11 protein-coding genes and 2 pseudogenes are annotated in these 13,221 nt (G+C 57.5%); 12 read left to right on the top strand and 1 reads right to left on the bottom strand.

What is annotated here, in order from left to right:
• The first annotated feature begins 40 nt into the window (after positions 1-40).
• The 10 genes from HGO38_RS21595 (at position 41) to rfbD (ending at position 11,192) form a co-directional block, all read left to right on the top strand.
• On the top strand, positions 41-568 hold the full coding sequence (locus HGO38_RS21595) for a hypothetical protein (RefSeq protein WP_250957967.1): 528 nt from the start codon (positions 41-43) through the stop codon (positions 566-568).
• 125 nt (positions 569-693) lie between these two features.
• Positions 694-1,503, top strand: coding sequence for a tyrosine-protein phosphatase (locus tag HGO38_RS21590; protein WP_250957966.1), 810 nt, complete (start codon positions 694-696; stop codon positions 1,501-1,503).
• Positions 1,490-2,245, top strand: a complete 756-nt coding sequence (locus tag HGO38_RS21585) for a polysaccharide biosynthesis/export family protein (RefSeq protein ID WP_250957965.1) — start codon at positions 1,490-1,492, stop codon at positions 2,243-2,245. Before HGO38_RS21590 ends, HGO38_RS21585 begins: the two co-directional genes overlap by 14 nt.
• 38 nt (positions 2,246-2,283) lie before the next feature.
• A complete protein-coding gene (locus HGO38_RS21580) occupies positions 2,284-4,659 on the top strand; it encodes a GumC family protein (protein ID WP_250957964.1) in 2,376 nt (791 codons plus the stop codon).
• Complete coding sequence (locus tag HGO38_RS21575; RefSeq protein WP_250957963.1) at positions 4,580-5,803, top strand: tetratricopeptide repeat protein; 1,224 nt, start codon at positions 4,580-4,582, stop codon at positions 5,801-5,803. Before HGO38_RS21580 ends, HGO38_RS21575 begins: the two co-directional genes overlap by 80 nt.
• Positions 5,800-7,104, top strand: coding sequence for an O-antigen ligase family protein (locus HGO38_RS21570; protein ID WP_250957962.1), 1,305 nt, complete (start codon positions 5,800-5,802; stop codon positions 7,102-7,104). Before HGO38_RS21575 ends, HGO38_RS21570 begins: the two co-directional genes overlap by 4 nt.
• A 107-nt stretch (positions 7,105-7,211) precedes the next feature.
• Positions 7,212-9,035, top strand: a complete 1,824-nt coding sequence (gene glmS, locus HGO38_RS21565; RefSeq protein WP_250957961.1) for a glutamine--fructose-6-phosphate transaminase (isomerizing) — start codon at positions 7,212-7,214, stop codon at positions 9,033-9,035.
• Between the two features lie 102 nt (positions 9,036-9,137).
• Positions 9,138-9,602, top strand: a complete 465-nt coding sequence (locus HGO38_RS21560) for a Ros/MucR family transcriptional regulator (protein WP_250957960.1) — start codon at positions 9,138-9,140, stop codon at positions 9,600-9,602.
• Between the two features lie 61 nt (positions 9,603-9,663).
• A complete protein-coding gene (gene rfbC / locus HGO38_RS21555) occupies positions 9,664-10,251 on the top strand; it encodes a dTDP-4-dehydrorhamnose 3,5-epimerase (protein ID WP_250957959.1) in 588 nt (195 codons plus the stop codon).
• Between the two features lie 11 nt (positions 10,252-10,262).
• Complete coding sequence (gene rfbD, locus HGO38_RS21550; RefSeq protein WP_250958004.1) at positions 10,263-11,192, top strand: dTDP-4-dehydrorhamnose reductase; 930 nt, start codon at positions 10,263-10,265, stop codon at positions 11,190-11,192.
• A gap of 2 nt (positions 11,193-11,194) precedes the next feature.
• Here rfbD and HGO38_RS21545 read toward each other — a convergent pair.
• Positions 11,195-11,361 (bottom strand): annotated as a pseudogene (locus HGO38_RS21545) (transcriptional regulator); the annotation flags it as partial.
• Positions 11,362-11,680: 319 nt separating this feature from the next.
• Here HGO38_RS21545 and paoA point away from each other — a divergent pair.
• Positions 11,681-12,272, top strand: a pseudogene (gene paoA, locus HGO38_RS21540) (aldehyde dehydrogenase iron-sulfur subunit PaoA).
• The gene (locus tag HGO38_RS21535; protein WP_250957958.1) at positions 12,269-13,219 is read left to right on the top strand and encodes an FAD binding domain-containing protein; all 951 of its coding nucleotides are present in this window, start codon (positions 12,269-12,271) and stop codon (positions 13,217-13,219) included. Before paoA ends, HGO38_RS21535 begins: the two are co-directional and overlap by 4 nt.
• Positions 13,220-13,221: the final 2 nt, after the last annotated feature.

Below are 13,221 nucleotides of genomic sequence, written 5' to 3'. Positions count from 1 at the left end.
ATAGAAATGAAGATGAATTTCACTGAGTGATTAGTCTCGGATGAACCTTGATTTACTTGCAAAGGAGAATGCTATGAGAAGATTATATGCCGCGTTGGGCTTGAGCCTTATCGCGTTTGTTCCGATTTCTGTGACAGCGGCAGATCTGGTGATGCCGACTTGCGCCTGCAACGTGACTGATGAATCGGAGGGGCTGGTGCGGACCGTTCTTGGAACGGTGTTCGTTTCTCGGGAAACCGGGCTGGCGCCGGCGCATGCGGAGACCCGGTTCAGCCTGCCTGGCCGTGTTCTCGTCGGGCCGCGCTCGTCATCGACAGTCGAAATCGGTGCGGGGTGCAGGATCTCGATTGCGGCAAATCAGTCCCTGGAAATCGACAAAGATTCCGGAAACTGGTGCGTGCAGGTGGTCGATGGTCAGGTTGCTCCCGTCGCAGCCCCGGCAACTGCAGCCGCAGCCGCAACCGGTACTGCGACTGCCGGGGTTATCGCCCCGATTGCCGTAGGCGGTCTGGCGTTGGGCGCGGTGGTGATTTCGATCGCGCGGGAAGACGATCGGGTCAGTCGATAGGGTGACATCGATGCCGATCATCCTGGCTGCCAGTATTCCTGCGCGGGTGGGGCGAGCCGTGCCTTTTCGGATATCGCATGATGGTTGCGGTGAAGTGAACCGAGTTTCGCAATGAGCCTTTTTGTATGATCGATCTTCATTCACATATACTGTTCGGTCTCGATGACGGTGCCGACACACTGGATACCTCTGTCGAAATGGCTCGAATGGCTGTTGCGGACGGCGTCACCCATATGGCGTGCACGCCTCATGTCTTGCCGGGCCGTTACCCCAATTCGAGTGCCACCATCCTGCCGGCCGTCGCGGCCTTTCAATCGGTCCTGCAGGCTTGCGGCATACCCCTGACGCTGGTTCCTGGAGCCGATGTCCACATCGCCTGGGACTTGCCCGCCAAGCTCGCGAAAAACGAAATACCGACGCTCAATCGAACCCGCTATTTCCTGCTTGAGCCTCCTCACCAGTTCCTTCCCCCCAGGCTGGAAGATCTGGTGCGGCGCTTGTTGCGCTGCGGCTTCATCCCGATCATCACGCATCCAGAGAGGCTGGGATGGATCACCAGGCATTACGACATCGTACGTCGTCTGAATGCGATCGGATGCCCGCTTCAGATCACGGCCGATTCTCTTCTCGGGCGCTTCGGTTCGGAAGCAAAGGAGGCCGCCATACGCATCCTTGATGACGGCCTGGATTGTTTTGTTGCGAGCGACGCACACGGAACCGGACGACGTAATCCGGTGATGTCTCATGCCATGCGGATCGTGGCGGAGAGGTGGGGGGAGGATGCCGCTGACAACATGTTCGTGACGATTCCCGGGATCATTCTGGCGAACGGCGATCTGCCGATATCCCCGGAGAAACGGGAGCTCCGGCGACCTGTCCGGCCGCATCGCGAGGGGATGAAAAAACTGGTCGAACTGCTGCGTGCGGGGCATTGAGATGAATTACTTCAAAGGCATTGTCCGGGTCATCGCTCTGTTTGGGCTGGCTTTGTCCACCGGTGCATGCAGCAGTTCGCGAACGCCACAAATGCTCTCCGCGCAGAATTCGGCGGCCGGCTTCGGCAACCTGCGGATCGTGGATGTTCTTCCTCCTCCGGCAAACAGCGATGGTGGCCTGGAACAACCGCTGATGCCGGGCGATGTTCTGGCTGTCGACGTATTTCAGGCAGACCAGCTCAGTCGCACGGTGCAGATCGACTCCAGGGGGCGGCTATCCCTACCGCTGATCGGCACCGTCCTTGCTGCCGGCAAAACGGTGCGGCGCCTGGAACAGGAGATCAAGGAGCTCTATGGCGCACGCTATCTTCAGAACCCGGATGTGACGGTATTTCTGAAGGAATCCGCGGGCCAGCGCGTCACGGTCGACGGTGAAGTGGCGAGAGCGGGACTTTTTCCCGTTTCGTCCAATACGACGCTGTTGGACGCGGTGGCGTTGGCGGGCGGCTTTCGCGAGCTCGCTGATCAGAAGAAAGTCTACATCTTCCGCTCCGTCGGCGATCAGAGACTGGTGGCCAATTACGATGTCGCCAGCATTCGCGACGGTCGCGCAGCAAACCCAAGCATTTATGGCGGCGACGTCGTTGTGGTGTTCACGTCGAAAAGCCGTGTCGCGATGGACAACCTCAAGGACGCGCTTGGCCTGTCGGCACGTGTCGCAGCCGGAGCCGCGGCTCTCTGAGGGCCGAGACTTGGAGGAAACAATGAACGGATACATACATGTTTGATCGCAACCAGCAGTTAGCGTCAGGACAAATGTTCTCTCCGTCCGCGCCAGGAGACGGCTATTACGGCGGCTATTATGCAGGCTCCGAATTCGGCTACGATTCGGCTCGGCGCGCAGGGGCTATCGACGCGATTGGTCTGCTTTTAAGAGTGCTTGAATACCGTTGGATCGTCGGCACTATCGTGGCTGTCGGCCTGATCGTCGCGCTTTTTACAACGCTGCTTCAGACACCCAAATATCAGGCCACAGCAAAGCTCGAGGTTGTGGTTCCCTCTGCAAGGGTCTTCGAGGATATCGAGGTTACCGTTGAGAGCAGCGATATTCGCGCCTTTCAGACGGCACGCGAAAAGCTGAAAAGCCGGGCATTGGCACAGCGTGTCGCCTTCGATCTCAACCTCATGGAACGCGATGACTTCCTGTTTCCGCGAAAGACGTTTTCGCCGGAAAACCTTTTTTATCGTGCCTTTGGTGCTGGTGGCGCCGTCCAAAAGAGCGATCTTCCGCAAGAGACCCGGATGCGTATCGCGACAAGCCGGATCATGGCCAACCTGAAGGTCGATCTCGTTCCGAACACGAGTCTGCTGACCATCGATTATCGTGATCAAAACCCGACATATGCCCGCGATATCGCCAATCAGTTGGCTCAAAGCTTCATAGACCAACGGGTCGATCAGAGCGGCAAGACCTCGTCTCAAGCCCGCCAGTTCATTCAGGAACAGGTCGTGCAGGTCAAGGATAAGCTGCAGGAGTCGGAAAAGGCTCTCGTTGAATATGCAAAAGCGGCCGGCATTACCGTCACCGGAACCGAAAACTCTCTGATCGGCTCGAATCTGACCGACATCAACAAGGCGCTCTCGACTGCAATCCAGGAGAATTTGGACTACGAACGGCTGGTCAAGCAGATCGACGCGGGCCAAGGCGCCAGTCTGGAACAGGTTCTGCAGAGCCAAGGCCTCGACAAGCTTCGCGGCATGCTCGCAGAGGTCAAAGGAGCATATCAGCTGAAGCTCCTGCTCTACAAACCCGATTTTCCGGAAATGCGGCAACTGCATTCGCAAATGAACGAAATCCAGAAACAGCTCGATCTGGGCGTCTATGCAATCACGGACTCGATCAAGCTCAAATATGAGGAGACGGTATCGAAGGTTGAAGATCTTCGGCGGAAATTGTCAGAACTGGAGTCCGATCAGGCCGCATATCAGGACAAGAGCATCAAGTACACGATCCTGAAACGGGAAGTGGATTCCAACCGTGCCCAATATGACAGCCTCATTGGAAAGCTCAACGAGGTTGCCGTCGGCGCCGAACTCAAGATGCAGAACGCAGCCGTTGTGGATCTGGCAGTGGTTCCGTCCGATCCGTATTCCCCGAAGCTGCCGATCAACCTGGCGATCGGCTTGGTGATCTCGTTCGCTTTTGCCGGGGCCGTCATCTACGTTCTTGAACTCGTCAACAACGCTTTCGGTAACCCTGACCAGGTCGAAAGCGAATTGGGCCTGACCATTCTTGGCATTCTTCCATTGGTGGAGGACGGCGAGTTGGAACAGCAGCTGAGCAATCCGCAATCCGCACTGTCGGAATCGTACCTGTCGCTTCGAACATCGCTCCAGTTCTCCGGCGTCAATGGAGCGCCCGCCACGCTGCTCATTACCAGCGCCGAGGCATCCGAAGGAAAATCCACAACGGTGATCAAGCTCGCGGAGGATTTCGCTTCGCTCGGTACCAAAGTCCTCATCATCGACGCCGACATGCGCAAACCCAGCGTCCATCGGATCTTTAACGAAGACAATGCTGTGGGATTGAGCAATCTCCTGACGAATACGGCGCGCAGGGAAGATCTGCCGCGGCTCATTCGTCCGGGAAAGACGCCGAATGTCTTTTTCATGTCGGCGGGAACCGTTCCGCCCAATCCCGCCGACCTGCTTTCATCGGCCCGGATGAGCATGATCGTTTCCAATCTCAAGAAACGCTACGACATGATCATCATCGATGCGCCACCTGTCATTGGCATTGCAGATGTACCAATTCTAAGTCGGCTGACAGAAGCGACGATGCTTATAATCTCAACCAACAAGGTAACTCGGAAGAGTGCGAGTATGGCTCTAAAGAGACTGAAGTCGGCTGGGGCAAATATAGTTGGCGTTGCCATGACAATGTTTTCTGTCGGCAAATTTGATTACAATTATAATTACGGACACCTTCGTTACAAATATTACACGTATGCCGATCCGGCCCTAAAACTGGCGGATGCGGCCGAGAGCGTGGGAAAGCAAAGCAGATATGTCTCGAATGGGCCTTTTGATTCTGTCGTTTCTGGCCTTCGGCGCTATCTCGGCAATTTCGTTGATCGGCTTAAGCCGGTACCTTGAGCAGGACAATCCCGAAATGGCCCTGGATCTCTTTCCGTTCAATGTCGAGGCATTGCTCAACACGGCGTCGAAGCAGTTCGCGGCGGGCGCCTCTCGTGGTGCGCTCGATGTCCTGGAGAAACAGGCAGTGCGACTGCTTTCGTTCAATGCCGGCGACGCGCGTCTCTATAGTCTCCTCGGAGAGCTGGAAATGCGCAAGGCATCGCCTGACACGGCGATGGCAGCCTTTGAGAAAGCTTTGGCATTGGCCCGAACCGAGATCCATGCCTCACAACGGGTATTGTTCCACGCGGTGGAGAGCGGAAATACAGCCGACATACTGGACCGTCTCGATGCATTGTTCCGGCGCTGGCCGGATCGCATTGCTGCATATGCGCCGTTGATTCCCCAGGTATTTTCGCAGCCTGAACAGTACGAGATGTTGGTTCGCCGCGTCAATGCGCGCCCCCCCTGGACGAGCACGCTGATCAGCAAGCTTGCTGACAACGAAGAGACTTTGCCGTTTTCGGCGCAGCTCATCCAGGATCTTGCTGCGACTGCATTTCCTCTTCGGCTTGAGGATATATCAAATGTGACCAATGGCTTGATAAATGCCCAGCAATATGACCTGGCTTATCGGACGTTCTTTTTGACGCTGTCGCCCAAGCAACAAGACCTGATGGGGTATGTCTACAACGGGCGTTTCCGGTCCGCTCCGACCGGACGACCTTTTGACTGGCAGATACGCAGCCATCCCGGTGTCGTTTTTTCCTATCCGGCCACGGAAAACGATGCTTCGACCCATGGATTGGCCCTGGAATTCCAGCAGGCTCCGGTGCGGGATCTGCAGGTTCGACAATATCTGCTTTTGCCGGCCGGACACTATTCCTTAAGTCTGCGCGCCTCGGCCGTTGCTGCCCGTTTGCCGAAAGGGCTTTTCTGGAACGTTCGCTGCGTCGACTCCAATGCTCGTCTTGCGCAAATACCCCTGAAGGATGGCACCTATCGGGACATCGCGTTTAAGGCCGATATCACCGTCCCGCCGACCAGGTGTCCCCTTCAGTCGCTGCATCTCTCGACAAGCGCCCTTTCTGAGAGCTGGAACGACCGGTACGGCGGCACCATGGTTTTCGATGATATTGAGATCACGGAGCGATCCCAATGACCCGGATTGAGGCAGCCGATTGCCGGTTTCTACTGGGTGCCGCGACGTTTGCTTGTCTCGTCATGGGCGGGGGCACCGTGAGGGGGGTAGCGATCGACGCGCTCCTGCAGATTTTCATCATCTGCGCGGCAACATATACGATCATAAGGTTACGGAAGTCGCAGACTTCATGGCTTGGCGTGACACTCTTCGTCCTGGTGCTTTGCGCCGGTCTTGTCCAGGTCATTCCGATTCCAACAGAGCTGATTCACAGCCTGCGGCCCGAGATATTCCTGCCCTATCTCCCTGACAGCCAGATGGAGCAATCTCTTTCTACCATAAGCCTTTCAACGTCTCGCACGCTGCCAGCGATCATCATCGTTTTGAGCGTGATCTCCATGTTTATTGCGTTCTCCAAACTGTCTGAGAGAGACATCGCCGGGATATTGCCTTTTTATATACTGGGGCTGGTCGTCATCATGATCGTATTGGTTTTGAGATATTCCAATGTAATATCAGATAAGTCTGATCATTATCTTGGATATTTCGCCAATCTCGGTCTTTTTGCGAACGAAAATCATTTATCTATTTTGCTTTGCGCCAGCATTCCGCTTTTGGTTTACTTGGCATTTTTTCGAACACGGTCGTATTTTCCGGTTTTTTTGGTCGCTTTTGTTTTGCTATGTTTGCTTGCGATCGGATCCAGGGCGGGAATCCAGATCGGATTTGCGGTCCTCGTGATGTCTATTTTCGTGCTTGCCCGGCGCGCACGCCTGGCCGGCAGCGTTATTCTCGGCTTACTGATCACGCTCGTCGTCTATGGCTATGGCGCGTTCGTCAGGATAGGCGGGGACGAGGTACAGACAGGGTTGGAGCGTCGCGACTTCGCACTGACGACATTGCGTGGCATTGGCGACAACTGGATCCTGGGAACCGGATACGGGTCCTTCGATCTCATATATCCGCATTACGAAAGGCTGGAGGACGTCTACTCCCCCTATGTAAACCATGCCCATAACGACGTCCTCGAGATCGTTCTGGAAGGGGGCGCCATGGGGGCTTTCATTGTCCTCTTCTACCTTATGGCACTTCTGCTCCGGCTCGCGAGAAGCCAAGCTAACCAATTGCAATTGCTATCGTTTCTGTCAATCGGCGTGATCCTGGTTCACTCCACCGTCGATTACCCCCTCAGAACTATGGCCGTTGCTGCCTCCTTTGCATTTTTCAATGCCATTTTCTTCGCAAGGCTAAGTGCCGTGCGGCCGGTTTTGCCGTCTGGGACGACTGAGGACCACGGGCAGGCGGGAGTGGCTCCAGGCTGATTAGAACCAGCCCGTGAATTTCTGAAAACAGCATTCCTGGATCAAGGCGGCCTGGCGGCCGGGATGCGGATACGAACAGGCTGGCGTGAACGAAAAAGGGAATTAAGATGTGTGGAATCCTGGGGATCGTCGGAAATGTCGATGTGGCTCCGCTGATCGTGGACGCATTGAAGCGGCTGGAATATCGCGGTTATGACTCCGCCGGTGTCGCCACTCTTTCCAATGGCACGCTTGACCGGCGCCGAGCCGAGGGCAAGCTGGTCAATCTCCAACGCAAGCTGCAGGGCGCGCCGCTGGGCGGCCATATCGGGATCGGCCACACCCGCTGGGCAACCCACGGGGTTCCCAGCGAAACCAATGCACACCCGCATTTCTCCGCGGGCGTGGCTGTCGTACACAATGGTATCATCGAGAATTTCGCCGAACTGCGCGAAGACCTCAAGCGTGACGGATATGGTTTTGCTTCGCAAACCGACACCGAGGTGGTCGCGCATCTGGTGGCGCGGGAACTTGGGTCTGGAAAGACGGCTTTGGAGGCTGTGCAGGCGGCGCTTAAGCGGCTGCAGGGCGCCTTTGCGTTCGCAATCCTGTTCAAGGACGATCCTGATCTGATTATTGCGGCTCGCAATGGGCCACCCCTGGCGATCGGTCATGGCAAAGGCGAGATGTATCTCGGCTCCGACGCCATCGCATTGGCGCCGTTCACAGACATCATCACCTATCTGGAGGATGGGGACAGTGCGGCGGTACGCCGCGCCGGCATGCAGATTTACGACGTCGACGGCAACCCTGTTGAACGTCGCTGCCAGAGATCGATCGGTACCGGCTATCTGGCGGAGAAGGGCAATCATCGCCACTTCATGGAAAAGGAAATCCATGAACAGCCGGAAGTGATCTCCCGCACCCTGTCGCATTATCTTGATTTCGCCAATGACGCCTTGCGCCCTCTGAACCTGCCGTTGGATTTTGCCGGAATTGACCGTATCGCCTTATCGGCCTGCGGCACTGCCTATCTCGCTGGATTGGTGGGTAAATACTGGTTCGAGCGCTATGCGCGACTGCCGGTGGACATCGATGTCGCTTCGGAGTTCCGCTATCGCGAGATGCCTCTATCGCGGAACAGCATGGCTTTGTTGATTTCCCAATCGGGTGAGACGGCCGACACCCTGGCCTCGTTGCGCTGTTGCCGCACACAGGGGGTGCCGATTGGCGCCATCGTCAACGTGCAGGAATCGACCATTGCCCGGGAATCGGATGTGACCTTGCCAACGCTGGCCGGTCCTGAAATCGGCGTGGCCTCAACGAAAGCCTTTACCTGCCAGCTTGCCGTGCTGGCATCACTGGTGCTCCACGCCGCAATTCAGCGTCGGACACTGACGCCGGACAAGGCCCGTGACCTGATCAGGACGCTGTCCGAAGTGCCGCGTTATGCAAGTGAGGTATTGAAGCTGGACTGCAAGATCGAGAAGCTCGCACGGACGCTGGCAAACTATAAGCATGTGCTTTATCTCGGCCGCGACACGAATTTCCCGCTCGCCATGGAAGGCGCGCTGAAGCTCAAGGAAATCTCCTATATCCACGCCGAGGGCTATGCGGCCGGTGAACTCAAGCACGGGCCGATCGCGCTGATCGATGAGAACATGCCTGTGATCGTGATCGCGCCCCACGATCGCATCTTTGAAAAGACAGTTTCGAACATGCAGGAAGTCGCGGCGCGGGGCGGCAAGATCATCCTGATTACCGATGAAAAGGGCGCTGCCCGGACGACCATTCCCACCTTGGAAACCATCATGCTTCCAGATGTGCCGGAGTTCATTGCGCCTATCGTCTATGCCCTGCCGATTCAGATGCTGGCCTATTTCACGGCTGTTCACACGGGCTCCGACATCGATCAGCCTCGCAACCTGGCCAAGTCGGTCACGGTCGAATAGGGCGCGATGTCTTATCCTCCCCGCTTGGCGTTCTCCCAATGGTTACCTCTGGGAGTTCCTGAGCATCAATCCACTCAAAGCAGAAGCAACGGAGACAAGGCGATGCCAACCGAGCTCAGGCGAGACCCCCTGATACTGATAGCGCATATCGTGGCTGCCTATGTGGCCAATAACCGGCTTTCGGCCAAAGAGCTTCCCGCATTGATCGCCAGCGTTCGTGCATCCATGCGTGATTCCGGGAGTCGAGTCCCGGAGATCTCGGACCTCTCTGTCCCCTCGATACCCGCTGTCAATCCCAAGAAGTCAATCCATGAGGATTACCTCATATGTCTGGAGGACGGCAAGAAGTTCAAGACGCTCAAGCGGCATCTCGCCGTCCGCTATAACCTTACGCCCGAAGGGTACCGGCAAAGATGGGGCCTGCCGAAAGACTACCCCATGGTTGCATCCAGCTATGCGGCACGCCGATCGGCATTGGCGAAAAAATCCGGGCTTGGAAAGCGAGAGACCGATCGTGGAGCAAAGCATTCCTCAGCGTCAAGACGCCGCGCGGCCGACGCCCAATAGCCGACATGCGCCGATGTGGCTGGACCTTCCATTTGTCTATTGAGATTGAAAAGGAGTTACGATGCAGTTCGAGCGGCTTGCCATTGCGGACGTTATATTGATCACGCCGAGCCGGTTCGGGGACTCCCGCGGCTATTTTATGGAGTCGTTCCGGCAAGACTTGTTTAGCGAGAATGTCGGCGACTTCACCTTTGTCCAAGACAATCAGTCTCTTTCGGCTGATCGCGGTACGGTGCGCGGGTTGCATTTTCAGCTTGAGCCCAAGGCTCAGGGAAAGCTGGTGCGTTGTATTGCCGGCGCTATACGCGATGTCGCGGTCGATATCCGTGTCGGATCACCGTCCTTTGGGCAGCATGTGGCTGCCGAACTCAGCGAGGCCAACGGCAGTATGCTTTGGATTCCCCCGGGTTTCGCCCATGGTTTTTGCACGCTTACCGAAAACACCCTCGTCAGCTACAAGGTCACCGACTATTACAGCCCGGCGCATGATCGGGGGCTGTTGTGGAACGATCCTGCGCTTGCCATCAACTGGCCGGTTGAGGACAATATCGTGGTCCTCTCGGAGAAAGACCGCCGTCAACCGCGTCTCGCGGACTTGAAGGAAAGCTTCGCATACGATCAGAGCGATGCGACGAAGGTTCGGTCATGAGCGCGCGGCCGATGCGCATCCTGGTGACCGGATGCAGGGGACAGGTCGCCATGTCGCTCATCGAACGTGGCGCGCTTCATAACGATATCGAGATCCTTCCGCTCGGCCGACCCGATCTCGATCTTGCCGAAACGGACACGATCGCTGCCGCCATCATGGCGGCAGAGCCCGACGCGATAATCTCGGCAGCGGCCCATACCGCGGTCGATCTCGCCGAAACGGAGACGGAAGCTGCAGCAAGGATCAATGGGTTCGCCCCCGGTGAAATCGGCAGGGCCGCCGCGGTGCTCGGGGTGCCGGTCGTACATCTGTCGACCGACTATGTCTTCGATGGCAGCAAGCCGTCGCCCTATGTGGAGACTGATCCGGTTGCCCCCCTTGGCGTCTATGGCCGCACCAAGCTCGACGGTGAGCGGTTGCTCGCCGCCGCCACAGGCAACCATGCAATTCTGCGCACTGCCTGGGTTTACAGCCCTTTCAGCAAGAACTTCCTCAAGACCATGCTGTCTCTTGCGGTGCAACGGAAACTGCTAACGGTCGTCGGCGACCAGGTCGGCAATCCGACATCTGCTCTCGACATTGCCGACGCGGCCATTGCGGTTGCTCGTAACCTCTTGTTCGATTCCGATCCGAACATGCGCGGCGTCTTCCACATGGCGGGAACCGGACGGGCGAGCTGGGCCGATTTCGCAGCCGAGATCTTTGCTATCTCACGCACTTTTGGTGGCCCTTCGGCGGAGGTCAACCCTATCCCGACCAGCGGTTATCCGACGCCGGCAAAGCGCCCTGCCAACTCACAGTTGGACTGTACGAAATTGGCAGAGGTGCACGGCGTGCAACTGCCCGATTGGAAGGTTTCGACCAAAGACGTCGTGCGCAGAACCCTCGCCCAGGAAGGAGGGGCGGGTGCCCTTGGACGACAGTCGGATGGCCTGACCTAGCGCAGCATGAAACCGGCCGGGCTATAGACGCCGCGTTTGTCGCCGAAATCGCCCGGCGAGGTCCAGTTGCCGACGTCACGCCGTTGACCTCCAGGAAAATGTCGGAGGGCCAATCCGCCGCCGTATCGGGCACTTCGGAACTGAGCTCCATCGAGAACTCAAGCGCCCGCGGCCTGGCCTTCTGGCTCTCCGTGATGATCAGCCCCACATCCTCCAGGATCTGCAGATTGGCGGACACGGTGGACTGCGGCTGCCCCGAGTTCCTCGGCGATCGTGTTGACATTCTTGGCGCTCCAGAGGATCGATTGCGAGAACTTTTCCTGTCATATTCCTGAACCATTCCGCCATTCGGACATGAATATCGGGAAATCGGATGGAAACGCAATTGCGATGACACTCTCGTATAAGCGAACCCTCACTTTCGCGGCGATGTCCGCCGCGCCGTACAGACTGCGTGCATTTTGGAACTTTCCCAGCGGAAATATCTTATGAAGTTCGGCCGCAACAATTGCGGTCACCGCAGTTGCCCGGGTCGCGGCAACACAGCCTGCAGGACAAGACATGGCCTTTTCAACCACCGTTTCGCTGACCGTCAATGGCGAGCGCCACGATCTTGATATCGACAACCGGACGACCCTTCTCGATGCCCTGCGCGAGCATCTGCACCTGACCGGCACGAAGAAGGGTTGCGATCATGGCCAGTGCGGTGCTTGCACCGTGATCGTGAGTGGCCGTCGCATCAATTCCTGCCTGACGCTGGCTGTCATGCATGACGGCGATGATGTCACGACGATCGAAGGTCTGGGCAAGCCGGGACGGCTGCATCCGATGCAGGCTGCCTTCGTGAAGCATGATGGCTTCCAGTGCGGCTATTGTACCCCGGGGCAGATCTGTTCCTCCCTGGCCGTGCTGGAGGAGATCAAGGCCAATATTCCGAGCCATGTTACTTCTGATCTTACCGCAAGGACCGAGGTGACGCCTGAGGAACTGCGCGAACGCATGAGCGGCAATCTCTGTCGATGCGGCGCCTATTCCAACATTATCGATGCGATAACCGAGGTTGCGGAGATGGACGCATGAGGGCCTTCAGCTACGAACGTGCGATAAGTGTCGAGGCCGCAGCGAAGGCCGTTTCGGCCAATCCCGACGCCAAGTTTATCGCCGGCGGGACCAATCTTCTCGATCTGATGAAGCTGGAGATCGAGACGCCGACGCATTTGATCGACGTCAACGGCCTGGCGCTCGACACGATCGAGACGATGTCCGATGGCGGTCTGCGCATCGGCGCGCTGGTGCGCAACACCGATCTTGCCGCCAATGAGACTGTGCGGCGGGATTATGGCCTGCTGTCGCGCGCTTTGCTGGCCGGTGCATCCGGCCAATTGCGCAACCGGGCGACGACGGCGGGAAACCTGCTGCAGCGGACGCGCTGTCCCTATTTCTACGACCCCAATCAGCCCTGCAACAAACGCGAGCCCGGCACCGGCTGCTCGGCCATTACAGGCTTTTCGCGCCAGCATGCGATCGTCGGCGCCAGCGATGCCTGCATTGCCACCCATCCCGGGGACATGGCGGTCGCCATGCGTGCCCTGGATGCCCGGGTCGAGACCGTCACTGCGGAGGGCCGCACGCGCTCCATTGCGATTGCAGACTTCCATTGCCTGCCCGGTGATACGCCGCATATCGAGACGGTGTTGGATAGGGGCGAATTGATCATAGCGGTCACGCTGCCGGCACCGATTGGCGGGCGACAGATCTATAAGAAGGTGCGCGACCGCGCCTCCTATGCTTTTGCGCTTGTCTCGGTCGCGGCGGTCATTCAGCCGGATGGCAGCGGAACGGTTGCTATCGGCGGCGTGGCCCACAAGCCGTGGCGGATCGAGGCCGCGGACGACGTGCTTCGCGATGGTGCAAAGGCCGTGGCATCTGTCCTTCTGGCCGATGCAAAGCCTACCGAACAAAACAGCTACAAGGTCGATCTCGTCGAGCGCACGCTTGCCGCCGTGATCCGAGACGCTAGGGACTGACA

Origin of the sequence: Rhizobium sp. CG5, from assembly GCF_023701945.1 — a bacterium.
In the GTDB taxonomy this organism is placed as follows: domain Bacteria; phylum Pseudomonadota; class Alphaproteobacteria; order Rhizobiales; family Rhizobiaceae; genus Allorhizobium.
Note: the sequence above shows the minus strand (reverse complement) of the source record. Positions and strands in the feature narration are given on the sequence as shown.